Here is an 18871-nt window from a genome sequence, read left to right on the forward strand (position 1 = left end):
ACTGACCGGTCAGTGCCGTGATGCGCTCGAGGTCGTCCGGGCGTGCCGCTGATCGACGTGCTGCGGGACGGCTACTGACCGGTCAGTGCCGTGATGCGCTCGAGGTCGTCCGGGCGGACCGCGTCCAGCTTGACGAAGTGACCGTTGGCCAGCCGGGCCTGGACGGAGCCGTCCTGGCTGACCAGCCCGTCGACGGCCTGCCACGGCACCCGGCGGCTGCCGAGCAGCGCGCGCACCGTGAAGCCGTCCTCGTCGACGTCGGTGCCGGCCCGCCACGCCCACACCGCGAGCGCGATCGGCACCGGCAGGATGAACAGGAACCAGAGGCTCTCGGCCAGCAGCGGGATCGCGCCGATGGTGGCGATGCCGGCCGCCACGGCGAGCGACGCGCTGCGGCGGAACCGGACGGCGGGACGCTTGGTGCGGGTGGTCACCCGACAAGTCTCGCACCTTTCGTGGAACTGCTTCTTGTCGGTGGGTCGGGGCATACTGGCGCGGTGGGGGAGCAGGATCGGGTCGGGCGCCTCTCGCCCGGCGCGGCGCCCGGGGTTACGCTCGGTGCCGTGTTCGACGAGATCGCGACAAGTCGGCGTGCCGGTGATCGCGGCTGCTTGGAGGCCCGGATTTGACCGGCAACTCGTGGCACGCGGGCGTCAAGAGCAGCCGCCGGGTCGGCGTACGCCCGACCGGCGTGCTCGCGGGCGCCCTGCTCGTCGTTGCCGGCCTGCTCGCGCTCGCCGTCGCCGGCTGGGGCATCACGGACTTCAGCCCCATCTGGAGCGTCGCGGCGGTCCTGTCGCTCATCGGTGTGTTGGTGCTCACACTGCGTGGTTTCCCACTCTTCGCCATCATGGCCGCCATCGCCGGCGCGGTCGCCTGGGGCGCCGCCACCCGCGCCTGGCTGCCGACCGGCTGGACCGACATCCTCGGCCTGCTCAAGTTCATCGGCGTCAACCTCGCCTTCGACGTGCCGCTCATCGGCGCGTTCCTGTCCGCGCTGATGCTCGACGCCCGCCGGCTGACCCGCGCCGCCATCGACGAGGCCGTCAGCGGCCGCCGCTGGTGGGGCAAGCCCGACGACCACCTGCCCCGGCTCAAGGAGCTCGAGGCGCTGCCGTCGGCCCGGTTCTTCGCCCTCGGCGAGGGCGGCTGCACCCACCTCGTCGTCGCCGGGCGTCGCGTCGCCCTGTTCCTGCCGACCGTCTGGCCGCACGGCGAGTTCTCCATGGACGCCTCCGGCCAGGTCCTGCGCGGCGGCCGCCTCTTCGTCCCCGGCTCCGAGGACGTCGACGGCCTCGCCGCCGAGGTGCACACCTGGCGCGAGCAGCTCGGCAAGGTCGGCGGCGCCGTCCGCGGCTATCTCGTCGTCGCGCCCTCCCGCGGCGACGTCAGCGAGGACCTCGTCATCTCCGTCGCCCCCGGCGAGCACCTCCACCTCGTGCACGCCCACGAGATGGTCGACGCCGCGGGCCGCTGGCTCGCCGCCGAGCCCTATCGGGTGGAGCTCTCCGTCATGGAGCGCCTCCTGGTGATCGCCTCCGGCAACAAGCTGCCCGAGCCGTCGCCGCTGGCCCGCTCCTTCGCCCGCTGGAGCACCGGCGCCCACCCCACCGTCACCGCCGCCCCGACCGTCGCCGACGCCGCCTTCGCCGCGGCCGCCGGCGCGGGCGACCCCGAGCCCGCCTCACTCCGCGGCCGCCTCACCCGCGGCCGCTTCGGCCGCTCCACCGCTTCCGCCGGCACCGCACCCCAGGTCGACGACGACCGCCGGGCCGGCGACTTCGAGGAGGCCGGCTCCGTGCATGACCGTTTCGGCCGCTCGTCCCGCTCCACCGACCCGGCGCCCGACCCCGACCCGGTCGCCCCGGTCAACGACTCGTGGGAGTCCCGCACCACCCGCGAGCTGGTCGGCTCCTGGGACAGCGAGTCGGCCAACAAGCTGGCCGCCTGGGCCGCCGACGAGGACCACCCGTCCGCCGACTCCGGCGGCGAGCGTCCCTGGTCCTCGGAGGGGTCCTCCGCCTCCCGCGGCCGCTGGTCCGACGACGAGGACGAGGGCGCGGGTTCCCGGCGTCCGTGGTCCTCGGACGACGATCTCGCCGGTGGGTCCGGTGCCTCGCGCAGCCGGTGGTCCTCTTCGTCCTCCTCCGCGGACGCGGCCGGCGGTGCCGGTCCGCGGCGTCCGTGGTCCGCGGGCCGCGACGACCGTCCCGGCTCCTCGGACGACGACCACGCGGCGTTCGGCAGCGAGCCGGTTCCCTCCAGCCGGAGCTGGTCCTCCTCGGACGACGACGATCTGCCGGTGTCGTCGCAGGACACGCCCAGGCGGGCCGGCCGGCGCCGCGCCGACCCTGAAGACCAGAGGGCCGAGGACCCGTTCGCGGCCTCGCCACCCCCGTCAGAGCCGTCGTGGTCGCAGTCCTCGTCTGCCGAGCCGTCGGCTTCCGAGCCGTCGTGGTCGCAGTCCCGGTCTGCTGAGCCGTCGCCGTCCGAGCCTTCGTGGTCGCGGGCGTCTTCGTCGCTTCCGTCAGAGCCGTCCTGGTCGCAGTCCCCGTCTTCAGAGCCGGCGCCGTCTTCGTCTTCATCTCGGCCGGCGTCGTCGCCGCCCGAATGGCCGGCGCCCGCGTCGTCGCTGCCACGGTCGGGGTCCGCTTCGGCGTTCGGGTCCATGGCGGGTGCAGCGAGTGCTTCGGGCGCTGCGGGTGCTTCGGGCGATGAGGGTGCGCAGGAGTCGCCGCCCGACCGGTTCGCGTCGCTCATGTCGGAGTTCGACCAGCTGGCCAGCAACCCCGACCAGTTCGACTTCTCGATGAACCCTCCGGACGGCTTCATCCCACCGCCGCCCCCGCGCACCGTCCAGTCACCGGCACCCGAGCCCACCTCGCCGCGGACCCGCTTCGACGCGCCCGCCCCGCCGTCCCAGGGCCGCCCGTCAACGCCGTTCGGCGGCTCGCCGTCCTCGTCCGACCGCTCCACGCCGCCCGACCGGCTCGACCCGGCGGCATCCAGCAGCAGGTCCGGCACGCTCGACAGCCGCTCCGACCTCGGCTTCGCGGACCGCCCCTGGACCTCGGACTCCAGCGCCTCGCCGGACCGCCCCTGGTCGTCAACGTCCGACACGTCGTCGGACCGCTCCTGGTCGTCAGCTGCTGACCCCTCGCCTGACCGCTCCTGGTCGTCAGCGTCCGACACGTCGTCGGACCGTTCCTGGTCGTCGGAGCCGAGGACGTCGGCGGACCAGGACCCCGCGTCCACCTTCGGCGACCTCTCGTCGGACCGTGACCTCTCGTCGGACCGTGACCTCTCGTCGGACCGTGACCTCTCGTCGGACCGTGACCTCTCGTCGGACCGTGACCGACCTGCGGCGTGGGATCGTGCGGCGGACCGTGACCGGGCGGCCGACCGTGACCGGGCGGCGGACCGTGCTCGGCCTGCGGCGTGGGAGCGGTCGTCGGACCTGGGCGGCGGCGCGGCGGATCAGGGCCGGTCATCGGATCGCACCGGGCCTGGCCAGGCGGGGACGGGACGGTTCAGCACCGGACCGGGGGGCCGCCCCGAGCGTCGCCCGGCAGAGCGCCCCGCGTGGACCGGGAGCCTGTTCGACGGCGACAAGCCCGAGCTCATCGCCGAGCCTCTCGAGCTGCGCCGCTCCTGGGAAAGCGACCCCGAGGCCCGCTCCATGCGCCGCCGCGACCGCCAGCAGTCGGGTGCGTCCGGCCACAACCCGGCGGACAACCCGGTCTCCAGCATCCCGACGTCCAGCATCCCCACCTCCGGCGTGCCGACCTCGGGGATCCCCACGTCGTCGATCCCGACCTCGGGCAGCCCCACCTCGGGCGCTCCCCAGACCGGCGGCTCGGCCTTCCCGGGCTCTTCGGACAGCTCACGGTTCGACAGCTCCACATTCCCACCTCTGCCCGGCAGCCCACGCCCCGGCGACTCGGACTCCCAGGGCGCGTTCGACGAAGACCCGCGGTTCGGCGACTCGGGCTTCGCGGCCACTTCCGCCGAGGGTTCGCGGTTCGGCGACCCGGCGTTCCCGGGTGCTTCCGACGGTTCCCGGTCCGGCGGTCCCGCGTTCAGGGACTCGGCCGACGGTTCCCAGTTCGGTGGCCCGGCGTTCCCGAGCGCGTCCGACGGTTCGCGGTTCGGCGACCCGGCGTTCCCGGGTGCTTCCGATGGTTCCCGGGCCGGTGGCCCGGCGTTCCGGGGCTCGGACGAGGGGCTCCGGGCCGGTGGTGCGGCGTTCGCGGGTTCGGGTTCCGACGGGCCGTCCGGTGCCTGGCCGGTGTCCGCCGCGCCGGGCTCCAGCGATCCCGTCATTCCCGCCGCCCCCTCGCGACCGGAGATACCGTTCACGTCCTCGCGACCGGATGCCTCCTTTACATCCTCGCGACCGGATGTCTCTTTCACCCCCTCGCGGCCGGATGCCCCTTTCAACTCATCGCGGTCCGAAGCGCCGTCCGCGGGGTCGGGGGTGGGTTCGGCGCGGTCGAGGTTCGAGCCGGAGCCGCCGGCTCGGCCTGAGCTGACGCGGAACCCTCGGGCCGGGTCGTCGTGGCCGGACTCCGCGCGGGCGGATCAGGGGCGGTTCGACGGATCGGGTGAGGACACGGCGCGGGCGGACGGCATGCGGGGCGAGCGTGGGCAGGACCCGTTCGCCGGCGACGGTCCGCCACCTGCCTCGGGTGTGCGCGGTGGGCAGGGCGGTGAGGCGGGGGACCAGACAGGTGCCTGGGGCGCGGCTCCCGCGGACGACGGGACCGCCTGGTGGGATTCGGAGTCGGCGCCCCCGGCGTCCGGCGGCGTCCAGGAGGAGCCGGCGGAGCAGCAGCCCGCGCCCGAGAAGAAGCGTTCTCTGTGGGGACGTTCCAAGTCGGGCAAGGCGAAGAAGGGCAAGGCCGCCGACCCGGCGCCGGCCGCGGCCGGCCAGGCCGCCGCCGCGGACGACTGGGCGGCGGAGGCCAACGGGCGGGATCGAGGCTCCTCGCGGCGGCAGGGGGCGTCCGAGCAGCCGGCCGGGTCCGGTCGGCCGTCGTGGGCGACGGACCCGACGTCCGGGTTCGAACGTGACCCGAGCGGCGAGTTCACCTCGGAGCGCCGGCCCGCCTTCGGCACGCGCCCCGCTGAGCCCGCTGCCGTCGGCAACTGGTCGGCGAGCGACAGCATCGCGGCCCGCTGGGCCGACGACGACACCAGCGGCGCGACCGGCGACCGGACCGGCGACCGGACCAGCGACTTGGTAGGCAGCGACCGAACCGGCAACGATCTGGCCGGCAGAGGCCTGTCCATCGGCGACCGGAGCACCAGCGACCGGACCGGCAACGACTGGAGCACTGGCGACCGGACCAGTGGCGACTGGGCCAGCAGCGACCGGAGCAGCAACGACTGGAGCGGCAGCGACCGGGGCTCCAGCGACTGGGGCGGCAGCGACGGGGGCGGCAGCGACAGGAGCGGCGGCGACCGGGCCGGCAACGACTGGAGCGGCAGCGACCGAGGCGCCAGCGACAGGAGTGGCAGCGACCGGATCAGCGGTGACCGCGGGAGCAACGGGCGCGACGGCTGGGGGAGCCGCGGCGACCAGGCAGGCAGCGAGCCCGCCGACACCGGCGAGCGGCGGACCGGGCGAGGCCGCGGCGACCAGGCCGCCGGATTCGGGGGCGGCGACCAAGGCACCGGATTCGGCCGCGATGACCAAGGCACCGGGCGAGGCCGCGGCGACCAAGGTGCCGGATTCGGGCGCGGTGAGCAGGACCGGGGTGCGGCGGTGCCCGGGCAGCGGCAGCGGGCGCGGGACATGCTGTTCGACGACGACGTGGCGCCGTTGGAGCTCAACCTCGACGAGGAGCCCAAGAACCCGGACCAGCGCCCCCGCCGCTTCCTCCGCCGCAAGTAAGCAAAGGCCGCAAGTAGGCAAAGCCAGAACACCCCCGAGGGACGGACCCGGCACCCGGATCCGTCCCTCGTCGGTGTGCGGGGTCAGTGCCAGCCGGGCATCGGGTACGCGGACAGCAGCTCCCGTACCTCGGCGGCGATCACGTCCAGGGCCGCCTCGTCGTCCTTGCCGGCGGCGTCGACGGCGCGGGAGATCCAGTCGGCGACCTGCGGCATCTGGGCCTCGGTGAGGCCGCGGGTGGTGAGGGCGGGCGTGCCGATCCGCAGGCCCGACGGGTCGAAGGGCTTGCGGGTGTCGTACGGCACGGTGTTGTAGTTCGTCTCGATGCCGGCCCGGTCGAGGGCGCGGGCGGCGGGCTTGCCGCCGATGTTCTTGCCGGTGAGGTCGATCAGGATGAGGTGGTTGTCGGTGCCGCCGGACACCAGGTCGAAGCCGCGCTCCAGCAGCGCGGTCGCCAGTGCGCGGGCGTTGGCGACGATCTGGTGGGCGTACACGCTGAACGACGGCAACGACGCCTCGCGCAGCGCGACCGCGATGCCCGCGGTGGTGTGGTTGTGCGGGCCGCCCTGCAGGCCCGGGAACACGGCCTTGTCGACGGCGCGCGCGTACTCGGCGGAGGTGAGCAGCATGGCGCCGCGCGGGCCGCGGAGCGTCTTGTGCGTGGTGGTCGTGATGACCGGGGCGTGCCCGACGGGCGAGGGGTGCGCGCCGCCCGCGATCAGCCCGGCGATGTGCGCGATGTCGGCCACGAGAACGGCGTCCACCTCGCGGGCGATCTCCGCGAAGCGCGCGAAGTCGATGGTGCGGGGGAGGGCGGTTCCGCCGGAGAAGATCAGCTTCGGGCGTTCGCGGAGCGCGATGTCGCGCACCTCGTCGAAGTCGATCAGGCCGTCGGAGCGGCGCACGGTGTACTGCACGGGCCTGAACCAGGCGCCGGTCGCCGAGACGGACCAGCCGTGGGTGAGGTGGCCGCCCATCGGCAGCGCCATGCCCATGACGGTGTCGCCGGGCGCGGCGAGCGCCATGTACACGGCGAGGTTCGCGGGGGAGCCGGAGTAGGGCTGCACGTTGGCGTGCTCGACGCCGAAGACCGACTTGGCGCGGGCGATCGCCAGCTCCTCGATCGGGTCGATGAAGCGCTGGCCCTCGTAGTACCGCTTGCCCGGGTAGCCCTCGGAGTACTTGTTGGTCAGGACGGTGCCGGTCGCCTCGAGGACGGCCTGGGAGACGTAGTTCTCCGAGGCGATCATCCGCAGCGTGTCGTGCTGGCGGGACGCCTCGCGCTGGATCAGGTCCGCGAGGTCCGGGTCGGCCGAGGTGATCGACGGCAGGGCGGGAACATGCATGGGGCTTCCTCCCATACGGGTGACCGTGGCACCCAGGCGCGCGGTGCCAGCGATGCGGGAAGCTCCCCGGTGGTCGGTTCCACCTTGATGTGCGCCAGTCGCAGTACCAGCGATGCTAGTCGACGACAGAAAAAACTCCCGGGCCAATTCGGAGGAACTGGCCCGGGAGCGACGAACGGGTGCGGAGACCTACGGCACCTTGCGGTAGGCGCCGTCGCTGGCCGCGGTGGCCATCGACGCGTACGCGCGCAGCGCCGCCGAGACGGGTCGCTGCCGGTCCAGCGGCGTGTACGGCCGCTCGCGCTTCTCCTGGGCGACGCGGCGCGCGGTCAGCACGTCGTCGTCGACCGCGAGGACGATCGAACGGTTGGGGATGTCGATCTCGATCCGGTCGCCGTCCTCGACGAGGGCGATGAGCCCGCCGCCGGCCGCCTCGGGCGAGATGTGCCCGATGGACAGGCCCGACGTGCCGCCGGAGAACCGGCCGTCGGTGATCAGCGCGCACGCGCGCCCCAGGCCGCGGCCCTTCAGGAACGACGTCGGGTAGAGCATCTCCTGCATGCCCGGCCCGCCCTTCGGCCCCTCGTACCGGATGACCACGACGTCACCGGCGGTGACCTCCTTGGCGAGGATGCCGTCGACCGCCGACTCCTGCGACTCGAAGACCCGCGCGGTGCCGTTGAAGACCAGGTTCTCCTCGGGGACGCCGGCGGTCTTCACGACGCAGCCGTCCGGGGCGATGTTGCCGAAGAGGATCGCCAGGCCGCCGTCGGCGCTGTACGCGTGCTCCTTGGAGCGGATGCAGCCCTCGGCGGCGTCGGTGTCCAGGGTCGCCCAGCGGTTGGACGTGGAGAACGGCTCGACGGTGCGGACCCCGCCGGGCGCGGCGTGGAACAGCTCGACCGCGGTTTCGGAGGCGTTCCCGGAACGGATGTCCCATTCGGCCAGCCAGCTGGACAGGTCGGGCGAGTGGACGCTGCGGACCCCGTCCCGAAGCAGGCCCGCGCGGTTGAGCTCGCCGAGGATGGCGGGGATGCCACCGGCGCGGTGGACGTCCTCCATGTGGTATTTCGGGCTGTTCGGCGCGACCTTCGACAGGCACGGCACCCGGCGGGAGATGCCGTCGATGTCGGCGACGCTGAAGTCGACCTCGGCCTCGCGGGCGGCGGCCAGCAGGTGCAGCACCGTGTTGGTCGAGCCGCCCATGGCCACGTCGAGGGCGACCGCGTTCTCGAACGCCTCCCGGGTCGCGATGGCCCGCGGCAGTACCGACGCGTCATCGCCCTCGTAATACTGCTTGCACAGGTCGACGATCAGCGTGCCGGCCCGCTCGAAGAGGGCCTTGCGGGCGCTGTGCGTGGCGAGGGTCGAGCCGTTGCCGGGCAGCGCGAGGCCGATCGCCTCGGTGAGGCAGTTCATCGAGTTGGCGGTGAACATGCCGGAGCACGAGCCGCACGTGGGGCAGGCGGAGCGCTCGATCTGGCCGAGCTGCTCGTCGGTGACCGCCTCGTTGGCGGAGGCGATCATCGCGTCGATGAGGTCGAGCTTGGCGTGCACGACGCCCTCGATCGCGACGGTCTTGCCGGCTTCCATGGGGCCGCCGGAGACGAAGACGGTGGGGATGTTGAGGCGTAGCGCGGCGAGCAGCATGCCGGGCGTGATCTTGTCGCAGTTGGAGATGCACACGAGGGCGTCGGCGCAGTGCGCCTGCACCATGTACTCGACGGCGTCGGCGATGAGCTCGCGGCTGGGCAGCGAATACAGCATCCCGCCGTGGCCCATGGCGATGCCGTCGTCGACGGCGATGGTGTTGAACTCCTTGGCGACCCCACCGGCCTCGGCGACCGCGTCCGCGACGATGATCCCGAGGTTGCGCAGGTGGACATGGCCCGGCACGAACTGCGTGAAACTGTTGGCGATGGCGACGATTGGCTTACCGAAATCTGCGTCGGTCATGCCGGTGGCGCGCCACAGGGCGCGTGCGCCGGCCATGTTGCGACCAGAAGTGGAGGTTTTGGACCGCAGCTCGGGCATACTTGTGAGTCTGACACGTTCCAGATCGTGGGACCGGTTGACTCGGGCGGTGAGATGCGCGAGAGTGGGCACATGTCGTCGAGGTCGCAGCGAGTACTTATCATCTAGCGCGCCGACGCCTGCCGTCAGCGCGCTAGCCCCTCGTGCATCGCACGGAGGGGTTTTTTCATGTCCAAGCCAGTCCAGCCGCGACCAAGACACCTTCGAGCGAAAGTGCGAAATGCGATGACGAGACCCACGCCTGAAGTCCTCGCCCACCGAGCGCACCCGGCCGCCCCCGCCGCCCCGGCGACGCCGCCGGCCGCCGACCGGTCGGAGAAGGCGCCCGTAGAGAAGAAGCCGGAACTTCTGACCGGTGCTCAGGTGCTGGTGCGGTCGCTCGAGGCCCTCGGCGCGGACGTCGTCTTCGGCATCCCGGGCGGCGCGATCCTCCCCGCGTACGACCCGCTGTTCGACTCCGAGTCCGTCCGGCACATCCTGGTCCGCCACGAGCAGGGCGCCGGCCACGCCGCGACCGGCTACGCGCAGGCCACCGGCAAGGTCGGCGTCTGCATGGCGACCTCCGGGCCGGGCGCGACCAACCTGGTCACGCCGATCGCCGACGCGTACATGGACTCCGTCGCGATGGTCGCGATCACCGGCCAGGTCGCCTCGGCCTCGATCGGCACCGACGCGTTCCAGGAAGCCGACATCGCCGGCATCACCCTGCCGATCACCAAGCACAACTACCTGGTGAAGACCGGCGAGGAGCTGCCGCGCATCCTGGCCGAGGCGTTCCACCTCGCCTCGACCGGCCGGCCCGGCCCGGTCCTCGTCGACATCCCGAAGGACGTGCTGCAGAAGCAGACGACGTTCAAGTGGCCGCCGACGCTGGACCTGCCCGGCTACCACCCGACGATGCACCCGCACGGCAAGCAGATCCGTGAGGCGGCCCGGCTGATCGCCGCCGCGAAGCGGCCCGTGCTGTATGTCGGCGGCGGGGTCATCAAGGCCCACGCGGCCGAGGCGCTGCGCAAGCTCGCCGAGCTGACCGGCGCTCCGGTCGTCACGACGCTGATGGCCCGTGGCGCCTTCCCCGACTCGCACCCGCAGCACCTGGGCATGCCCGGCATGCACGGCAGCGTCGGCGCGGTGTACTCGCTGCAGAAGGCCGACCTGCTGATCACCCTCGGCGCCCGCTTCGACGACCGGGTCACCGGCGACCTGAGCACCTTCGCGCCGCACGCGCAGATCATCCACGCGGACATCGACCCGGCCGAGATCGGCAAGAACCGGGTCGCGGACGTGCCGATCGTCGGCGACGCCAAGCACGTCATCGAGGAGCTGATCGGCGCCGTCACCGCGGAGTACACCGCCGGGCACAAGACGGCGCTCACCGACTGGTGGGCGACGCTCGACGACATCCGCGGCCGGTATCCGCTCGGCTACGAGGAGCCGTCCGACGGGACCCTGGCCCCCCAGTACGTCATCGAGCGCATCGGCAAGCTCGTCGGGCCCGAGGCGATCTACACCGCCGGCGTCGGCCAGCACCAGATGTGGGCGGCGCAGTTCGTGCAGTACGAGCACCCCGCCACCTGGCTCAACTCCGGCGGTCTCGGCACGATGGGCTACGCGGTCCCCGCCGCCATGGGCGCCAAGGTCGGCCGGCCCGACAAGGTCGTCTGGGCGATCGACGGCGACGGCTGCTTCCAGATGACCAACCAGGAGCTGGCCACCTGCGCCCTGGAGGGCATCCCGATCAAGGTCGCCGTCATCAACAACGGCAACCTCGGCATGGTCCGGCAGTGGCAGACGCTCTTCTACGACCAGCGCTACTCCAATACGGAGCTGGGCACCCACAAGCACCGCATCCCGGACTTCGTGAAGCTCGCCGACGCGCTCGGCTGCGTTGGGCTGCGCTGCGAGACCAAGCGGGACGTCGACGCCACGATCGAGGCCGCGATGAAGGTCACCGACCAGCCGGTCGTCATCGACTTCGTCGTCGGCAAGGACGCCATGGTGTGGCCGATGGTCGCCGCCGGCACCAGCAACGACGAGATCATGTTCGCCCGCGGGGTCGCGCCCAAGTTCGATAAGGACGACGTCTGAGATGACCACCCACACCCTGTCAGTCCTGGTGGAGAACAAGCCGGGCATCCTCGCGAGGGTCGCCGGCCTGTTCGCCCGCCGTGGCTTCAACATCGACTCCCTCGCGGTCGGTGAGACCGAGCACCCCGAGGTCTCCCGGATGACGATCGTCGTCAACGCCGAGGACAGCCCGCTCGAACAGGTCACCAAGCAGCTCAACAAGCTCGTGCAGGTCCTGAAGATCGTCGAGCTCGACAGCAACGCCAGCGTCCAGCGCGAACTGCTGCTGGTGAAGGTGCGCGCGGAGCGGCCCGTCCGCTCGCAGGTCCTGGAGACGGTGAACCTGTTCCGGGCCCGCGTGGTCGACGTCTCGCCGGACGCCCTCACGATCGAGGCCACCGGCACGTCGGAAAAACTGGACGCGTTGCTCCGTGACCTGGAGCCGTTCGGTATCAAGGAAATGGTCCAGTCCGGCGTCGTGGCCATCGGCCGTGGCTCCCGCTCCATCACTACAGGCCCGGCGCTCCGCGCCGCGTCCTGACGTATGCAGACGAAAGACGAAAGGAAAGACATGTCCGCCGAGGTGTTCTACGACGACGACGCCGACCTGTCGTTGATCCAGGGCCGCAAGGTTGCGGTCCTCGGTTACGGCAGCCAGGGCCACGCCCACGCGCTGTCCCTGCGTGACTCCGGTGTCGACGTCCGCGTCGGCCTGCCGGAGGGTTCCAAGAGCCGCGCGAAGGCCGAGGAGCAGGGCCTGCGGGTCCTCTCGCCGGCCGAGGCCTCCGCCGAGGCGGACGTCATCATGATCCTGGCGCCCGACACCGCGCAGCGCACCCTGTACACCGAGTCGGTCGAGCCGCACCTCACCGCAGGCAAGGCGCTGTTCTTCGGTCACGGCCTCAACATCCGGTACGGCTTCATCACGCCGCCGGCCGACGTCGACGTGGCCATGGTCGCCCCGAAGGGCCCGGGCCACCTGGTCCGCCGCCAGTTCGTGGACGGCAAGGGCGTGCCGTGCCTCGTCGCGGTCGAGCAGGACGCCACCGGCAACGCGTTCGCCCTGGCCCTCGCGTACGCGGCCGGCATCGGCGGCACCCGCGCCGGTGCGATCAAGACCACGTTCAAGGAGGAGACCGAGACCGACCTGTTCGGCGAGCAGGCGGTCCTCTGCGGCGGCGCCTCCGCGCTGGTGCAGACCGGTTTCGAGGTGCTCACCGAGGCGGGCTACGCCCCGGAGATCGCCTACTTCGAGTGCCTCCACGAGCTCAAGCTGATCGTGGACCTCATGTACGAGGGCGGCATCGCCCGGATGCGCTACAGCGTGTCCGACACCGCCGAGTACGGCGACTACTCCCGTGGCCCGCGCGTCGTCGACGCCCGGACCAAGGAGGAGATGAAGAAGATCCTCGCCGAGATCCAGTCGGGCGAGTTCGCCCGCGAGTGGATCGCCGAGGACGACGCCGGCCGCCCCAACTTCACCAAGCTCCGCGAGCAGGGTGCCGCGCACCCGATCGAGGAGACCGGCCAGAAGCTGCGCTCGATGATGAGCTGGGTCGACCGGCCCATCACCGAGACCGCCTGATCATGTTGGCCCCCGGGCGACCGGGGGCCAACCTCAGCGGGCCGCGTTCGCGTGGATCGCGTCCCTGATGAACTGCGCCAGACCCGGGTGGTTCTTGTCGTAGTTCGCCGTGAACCGCGGGTCGTCGACGTACAGGTCGCCGAGACCGCGGTGCAGCTCGCTCGAGCAGTCGTAGAACCACCGGTCGAGGTGCTGCCGGTGCTCCTCGGCGAGGTCCATCGCCCGCTCGCCCTGGGCCGGCTCGCCCTCGACGAACGCCCGCGTGAACGCCGCCGTGTTGTCGGCGGCCTCCGCCTTGATGCGTTCCCAGTCCTCAGGCGTGTATTTCGCGGTCCGCTGCGCCGACTGGCGGTACGCCTCCGTCTGGCCCCACCGCTGCTCGGCCTCTTCCGCGTACGGGTTCTCCATCGTGTCCTCCTTGCCGCTCCGGTACCGACAGCGTCAGGTCTCCAGCGGCGGGAGAGTCAAGCCTGCCCCCGGCAGTGCCGGACGGCCACCCCCAAAGGGTCCGCAAACGGGCAGGTCGGGTCCTTGGCAGCCGATCACCCGATCGGGCTGCTGTGATCGCGCTCACGTCCCGGCGGGGACGGGCGGTCGTTGCGGCGGGCCTACCATCGGCGGAAGAGGCCGTCCGCCCGGCCCCGTCGCCGACCTGCGCGTGGCGTGCAGTGCCGCGCGCCCACGCATCGACGCCAGCCGAAGCCCGAGAGTCGAGGTCCGTATGACCCTCCCTCCTGAACGCCCGGTGGTGCTGATCGCCGAGGAGCTCGCGCCCTCCGCCCTAGAAGTCCTCGCCGACGACTACGAGGTCCGTCACATCGACGGCACAGACCGGCCGGCGCTGCTGAAGGCCCTCGCCGACGCCAGCGCGATCATCGTGCGCAGCGCCACCCAGGTCGACGCCGAGGCGGTCGCCGCGGCGCCCCGGCTCAAGGTCGTCGCCCGCGCCGGCGTCGGCCTCGACAACGTCGACGTGCCGGCCGCGACGGCCCGCGGCGTCATGGTCGTCAACGCGCCGACGTCCAACATCGTCTCCGCCGCCGAGCAGGCCGTCGCGCTGCTGCTCGCCGTCGCCCGCAACACCGCCGCCGCCTCCGCCGCGCTGAAGGCGGGGGAGTGGAAGCGCTCCAAGTACACCGGCGTCGAGCTGTCCGGCAAGGTCGTCGGCGTCGTCGGCCTGGGCCGCATCGGGGTGCTGTTCGCGCAGCGTATGGCCGCGTTCGGGGTCCGCCTCGTCGCGTACGACCCCTACATCCAACCGGCGAGAGCGGCCGCGCTGGGCGTCCGGCTCCTCGGCCTGGACGAGCTGCTCCGGGAGAGCGACTTCATCTCGATCCACCTGCCGAAGACCCCGGAGACCGTCGGCCTCATCGGCGCCCGCGAGCTGGGCATCGTCAAGCCAGGCGTGCGGATCATCAACGCGGCCCGCGGCGGCCTGGTCGACGAGCAGGCCCTCGCCGACGCGATCGCCGACGGCCGGGTCGCCGGCGCCGGCATCGACGTGTACGCCAAGGAGCCCTGCGTCTCGTCGCCGCTGTTCGCGTTCGACAACGTGGTCGCGACCCCGCACCTGGGCGCGTCGACGGTCGAGGCGCAGGACAAGGCCGGCCTGGCCGTCGCCCGCAGCGTGAAGCTCGCCCTCGACGGCGAGTTCGTCCCCGACGCGGTCAACGTGCAGGTCGGAGGGGTCGTCGCCGAGGAGGTCCGGCCGCTGCTGCCCCTCGCGGAGAAGCTCGGCAGGGTCTTCACCGCGGTCGCCGGCGGGATCGCCTCGGCCGTCACCGTCGAGGTCCACGGCGAGGTCGCCGGGCACGATGTGTCCGTGCTCAAGCTCGCCGCGACGAAGGGCCTGTTCAGCAGCGTCGTTGCAGAGCAGGTCACCTATGTGAACGCACCACATCTGGCAGCCGATCGGGGGGTTGAGGTGGCCCTTGCGGTGTTCACGGAATCCGCCGATCAGACCAACCTGGTGACCGTGCGCGGTGCATTGCCCGACGGCAGGGTAGCCTCCGTGTCCGGTACGTATGTCGCGGGACCGCGCGAGGCCCTGAAGCTGACCGAGATCGACGGCTTCAGCCTCGAGCTGACCGCGGAGGGCGTGCTGCTGTTCTTCCGATATGCCGACCGCCCCGGCGTCGTCGGACTGGTGGGGTCGATACTGGGCACTGCGGGGGTCAACATCGCGGCGATGCAGGTCGCCCGGCGCGAAGCCGGCGGCGAGGCGCTGATGACGCTGACCATCGACACGTCCGTGCACGCGGACCTGCTCAACGAGGCCCAGCAGGCCATCGGCGCGACAGCGGCGAGCACGGTCGACCTGTCGGGCGAGTAAGACGTTCCTCCTAGGGGGCGGGGAGAGTGGCGGCTCTCCCTGCCCCCGTCTTATTTCCCGCTCTCTGAGATGCCGGTCCACGCTCTAGGACAAGGGGCTACCGTGGGCAGGTCCGAGGAAAGGGGCGCAGAGGTGGCGAAGATCGCGGTCGTGGCCGGTGACGGCATCGGGACCGAAGTGGTGGCGCAGGCACTCAAGGTGCTGCGGGTCATCCTTCCGGACGTCGAGACGACCGACTATGACCTCGGCGCCGCCCGCTACCACCGCACCGGCGAGGTGCTCCCCGGCACGGTCCTGGAGGAGCTGCGCGGCCACGACGCCATCCTGCTCGGCGCCGTCGGTGACCCCAGCGTCCCGCCCGGCGTGCTGGAGCGCGGCCTGCTGCTGAAGCTGCGGTTCGACTTCGACCAGTATGTCAACCTGCGCCCCTCGAAGCTGTGGCCCGGCACGACCAGCCCCCTCGCCGGCGTGAAGCCCGGCGAGATCGACCTCGTCGTCGTCCGTGAGGGCACCGAGGGCCTGTATGTCGGCGCCGGCGGCAACCTGCACCCGGGCACGGCCGCCGAGGTCGCCACCGAGGAGAGCCTCAACACCCGGCACGGCGTCGAGCGCGTCATCCGCGACGCCTTCGCCCGCGCCGCGAAGCGCGAGCGGCGCAAGGTGACCCTGGTGCACAAGACCAACGTGCTCACCCACGCCGGCGGCCTGTGGGCCCGCACGTTCAACGAGGTCAAGGCCGAGTTCCCGGACATCGAGACCGAATACCAGCACGTCGACGCCGCCGCCATGTTCCTGGTGAGCAACCCGCAGCGCTACGACGTGGTCGTCACCGACAACCTCTTCGGCGACATCCTCACCGACATCGCCGCCGCGGTCACCGGCGGCATCGGCCTGGCGGCCAGCGGCTCGATCAACCCCGAGCGCGCCTTCCCGTCCATGTTCGAGCCCGTCCACGGCTCCGCCCCCGACATCGCCGGCAAGGGCATCGCCGACCCGTCCGCCGCCGTGCTGTCGACCGCGCTGCTGCTGGACCACCTCGGCCACCCCGAGGCCGCCGCGAAGGTCACCGACGCCGTGGGTGCCTCGGTCGCCGCCCGCACGCCCGGCGTGGCGCTGTCCACGGAGGCGATCGGCGACCAGCTCGCCGCAGCCGTGGCCTGAGTGCGCTTGAACGACCGTTCGGGGTAAGTTGCAGACACGACGCGCAACTGGAGGAACGCCATGAACGGCGGTGAGACGCTCGACTTCGAGATCCGTCCCAACCAGGCACCGGTCGGCGCCGCGGAGCGGTCCGCGCTGCTCGCCAACCCCGGGTTCGGGCGGATCTTCACCGACCACATGGTCACGGTGCGCTATGCCGAGGGCAAGGGTTGGTATGACGCCCGCGTCGAGGCCCGCGCGCCGATCCCCATGGACCCGGCCACCGCCGTCCTGCACTACGCCCAGGAGATCTTCGAGGGCCTGAAGGCCTACCGCGCGGCCGACGGCGGCGTCACCCTCTTCCGCCCCGACGCCAACGCGGCCCGCTTCCGCCAGTCCGCCGCCCGCATGGCCATGGCACCGGTCCCCGAGCAGCTGTTCCTGGACGCGCTGCAGGCGCTCATCCGCGTCGACAGCGAGTGGGTGCCGTCGGATCCCGAGGGCAGCCTCTACCTGCGCCCGTTCCAATACGCGAGCGAGGTCTTCCTCGGCGTCAAGCCCTCCTCGGAATACCTCTTCCTGATCATCGCCTCCCCGGTCGGCAGCTACTTCAAGGGCGGCGTGAAGCCCGTCAGCGTCTGGGTCTCCCGCGACTACACCCGCGCGGCCCCCGGCGGCACCGGCGCCGCCAAATGCGGCGGCAACTACGCCGCCAGCCTCGTCGCCCAGGCCGAGGCCATCGAGCACGGCTGCGACCAGGTCGTCTTCCTCGACGCCGTCGAGCAGCACTACGTCGACGAGCTCGGCGGCATGAACGTCTTCTACGTCTTCGACGACGGCACCCTGCTCACGCCCCCGCTGACCGGCACGATCCTGCCCGGCATCACCCGCGAGTCGGTCCTGCGCCTGGCCACCGACCAGGGCCTCACGGTCCGCGAGGAGCTGTATTCCTACGAGCAGTGGCAGGCCGACGCCCGCAGCGGCCACCTGCGCGAGGCCTTCGCCTGCGGCACCGCCGCCGTCATCACCCCGATCGGCGTCGTCCGCGACCGCTCCGGCGAGTTCACCATCGCCGACGGCACCGCGGGCAAGGTCACCATGGACCTCCGCGAGCGCCTCGTCGGCATCCAGCGCGGCACCGCTCCCGACCCCCACGGCTGGGTCCACCGCGTCCTGTAGCCCATCCATGCGGGCTCCGGCCCGCCGTGGCTGAGGCCCGTTGCTCCCGTCAGCGGCCGGTCAGGCCGTGGACGGCCTTCCCTTTCCCGCCGCCTGCAGCTGCCGTCGAAACGCGGCCGTGGCCGGCCGCGACCACCCGGGGCGTGGCTGTCGGCTCTGCGCTTGGCTGCCGGCTCCGGGCTCGGCCGGGACGTCGCTGCCGGGTCAGGCTGACCAGCGGCCGAGGTTTGACGTCCGTCCGTAGCTGGGCCGCAGTCCACGCGGGGTGGGCCGCTCGTACGCCAGCAGCAGCGCCTCCTCGGCCAGCTGCGCGTCCGGACACGGCCAGAACGCCTTGCACTCACAGAAGTTGTCGGTCCGCGGCTTGTGCGCATCGTGGAGCGCCCGCGCGACCCGCCACAACATCGGATCAGCACAGCCGAACGGCGGCTCGATCGGCGGCTCACCCCCCGCCTCGGCCCCGGACCCGGGCGGCACCCCATCGTCGATCATCGTCCGTCGCCCCCCAATGTTGCCGGTCACCTCACCGCCCCCGGCGCACGCCGGCGGACGGTTGCCAAAACGGTAACCGCCGACCGCACCCCGGCGCAGACACGCTGTGCGCAACTTGCACGACAGAGCGACACCACTTGCACCGCCACGCCCTTGAACTGCCCAAACACCGCCCGACCCGGCCGAACCCCACCCGAACCGCCAACCGACAACACCCGATCAGACACCCCCGGAAACTGTCGTACCTCGGGGCTAGGTTCGACGGCAGAGGAGGGCGGATGGACGAATTGCCGGCACCCAGGATGTTCGCCGATGCCCGACGAAGCCGGCGGAGGCGGGGCCGAGCTTCCTGGCTCAAAGGGCGCAGCCGCGACCTACGTGGAGGCCAATGCGAGAGTCGTGTCACAACCGGCGGTCAACCGGCCTGCGAAGACCAGGGTGCCGCTGCCAGCGCTCATCCAGCCGCAAAGCGCGAAGCCGGCAACTCCCGCCGACCGGGTCCGGATGTGGCGGCATGGACCCGGGCTCGGGGTTCCGGCTCCGGTTCCGGCTGGGGTCCGGCCTGGATGAGGCCTGGATCCGGCTCGGGCGAATTCCGGTCCAGGTTCGAGTTCGGTCTCGGTCCGGTGGTCTGCATCCGGCCCAGGCAAAGCCCCCTGTCGGGGTCGGTTCGGGTCGGGTCCGGGGTCGGGGTCGGGGTCGGGTCCGGGGTCGGGCAGTCGAGGTCCAAGCCTGGGTCCGCTCCGAGTCCGGGTGCGTGGTCGATCCCTTGGAGAGGGGCACCGGGGTCGCCCGCGCGG

The 18871-nt window shown here is 72.0% G+C and carries 12 protein-coding genes and 1 riboswitch; of the genes, 7 read left to right on the forward strand and 5 right to left on the reverse strand.

Features of this window, described 5'->3' with window-relative positions; all coding sequences use genetic code 11:
• Positions 1–71: 71 nt before the first annotated feature.
• Entirely contained in the window at positions 72–434 is a 363-nt protein-coding gene (locus ACZ6TV_RS04150; protein ID WP_465295184.1) for a PH domain-containing protein, read from the reverse strand.
• 191 nt (positions 435–625) lie between these two features.
• Between ACZ6TV_RS04150 and ACZ6TV_RS04155 the strand changes: the two genes are divergently transcribed.
• Positions 626–5896 carry a hypothetical protein gene (locus ACZ6TV_RS04155; protein WP_465295186.1) on the forward strand — a complete coding sequence of 1757 codons (5271 nt, stop codon included), beginning with the start codon at positions 626–628 and terminating at the stop codon, positions 5894–5896.
• Between the two features lie 83 nt (positions 5897–5979).
• Here the strand turns inward: ACZ6TV_RS04155 and ACZ6TV_RS04160 are convergent, their stop codons facing one another.
• Both ACZ6TV_RS04160 and ilvD read right to left on the reverse strand, forming a co-directional pair.
• Positions 5980–7242 (reverse strand): serine hydroxymethyltransferase, encoded by a 1263-nt coding sequence (locus ACZ6TV_RS04160; RefSeq protein WP_465295188.1) that lies wholly within the window; start codon positions 7240–7242, stop codon positions 5980–5982.
• 23 nt (positions 7243–7265) lie between these two features.
• Positions 7266–7354: riboswitch (ZMP/ZTP riboswitch) on the reverse strand.
• A 77-nt stretch (positions 7355–7431) separates the two neighbouring features.
• Complete coding sequence (gene ilvD / locus ACZ6TV_RS04165; RefSeq protein ID WP_465295190.1) at positions 7432–9276, reverse strand: dihydroxy-acid dehydratase; 1845 nt, start codon at positions 9274–9276, stop codon at positions 7432–7434.
• A gap of 225 nt (positions 9277–9501) precedes the next feature.
• Between ilvD and ACZ6TV_RS04170 the strand changes: the two genes are divergently transcribed.
• The 3 genes from ACZ6TV_RS04170 to ilvC are packed head-to-tail and all read left to right on the forward strand — an operon-like array spanning position 9502 to position 12928.
• Positions 9502–11364: an acetolactate synthase large subunit gene (locus ACZ6TV_RS04170; RefSeq protein ID WP_465295192.1), complete on the forward strand. Its 1863-nt coding sequence runs from the start codon at positions 9502–9504 to the stop codon at positions 11362–11364.
• A gap of 1 nt (position 11365) precedes the next feature.
• Complete coding sequence (gene ilvN, locus ACZ6TV_RS04175) at positions 11366–11884, forward strand: acetolactate synthase small subunit (protein WP_033364560.1); 519 nt, start codon at positions 11366–11368, stop codon at positions 11882–11884.
• Positions 11885–11914: 30 nt separating this feature from the next.
• Complete coding sequence (ilvC, locus tag ACZ6TV_RS04180) at positions 11915–12928, forward strand: ketol-acid reductoisomerase (protein WP_465295195.1); 1014 nt, start codon at positions 11915–11917, stop codon at positions 12926–12928.
• Positions 12929–12961: 33 nt separating this feature from the next.
• Here the strand turns inward: ilvC and ACZ6TV_RS04185 are convergent, their stop codons facing one another.
• Positions 12962–13336, reverse strand: a complete 375-nt coding sequence (locus ACZ6TV_RS04185) for a TipAS antibiotic-recognition domain-containing protein (RefSeq protein WP_465295197.1) — start codon at positions 13334–13336, stop codon at positions 12962–12964.
• Positions 13337–13649: 313 nt separating this feature from the next.
• Here ACZ6TV_RS04185 and serA point away from each other — a divergent pair, with 313 nt between their 5' ends.
• From serA to ACZ6TV_RS04200, 3 genes are all read left to right on the forward strand, one after another.
• On the forward strand, positions 13650–15260 hold the full coding sequence (serA, locus tag ACZ6TV_RS04190; RefSeq protein ID WP_465295199.1) for a phosphoglycerate dehydrogenase: 1611 nt from the start codon (positions 13650–13652) through the stop codon (positions 15258–15260).
• A 132-nt stretch (positions 15261–15392) separates the two neighbouring features.
• Positions 15393–16421, forward strand: a complete 1029-nt coding sequence (locus ACZ6TV_RS04195) for a 3-isopropylmalate dehydrogenase (protein ID WP_465295201.1) — start codon at positions 15393–15395, stop codon at positions 16419–16421.
• A gap of 60 nt (positions 16422–16481) precedes the next feature.
• Positions 16482–17579 carry a branched-chain amino acid aminotransferase gene (locus ACZ6TV_RS04200; protein WP_465295203.1) on the forward strand — a complete coding sequence of 366 codons (1098 nt, stop codon included), beginning with the start codon at positions 16482–16484 and terminating at the stop codon, positions 17577–17579.
• 204 nt (positions 17580–17783) lie between these two features.
• On the opposite strand, the gene ACZ6TV_RS04205 is transcribed toward ACZ6TV_RS04200, so the two are convergent.
• On the reverse strand, positions 17784–18101 hold the full coding sequence (locus ACZ6TV_RS04205) for a hypothetical protein (protein WP_465295205.1): 318 nt from the start codon (positions 18099–18101) through the stop codon (positions 17784–17786).
• Positions 18102–18871 lie beyond the last annotated feature (770 nt).

The organism is Dactylosporangium sp. NPDC051087 (assembly GCF_055586325.1).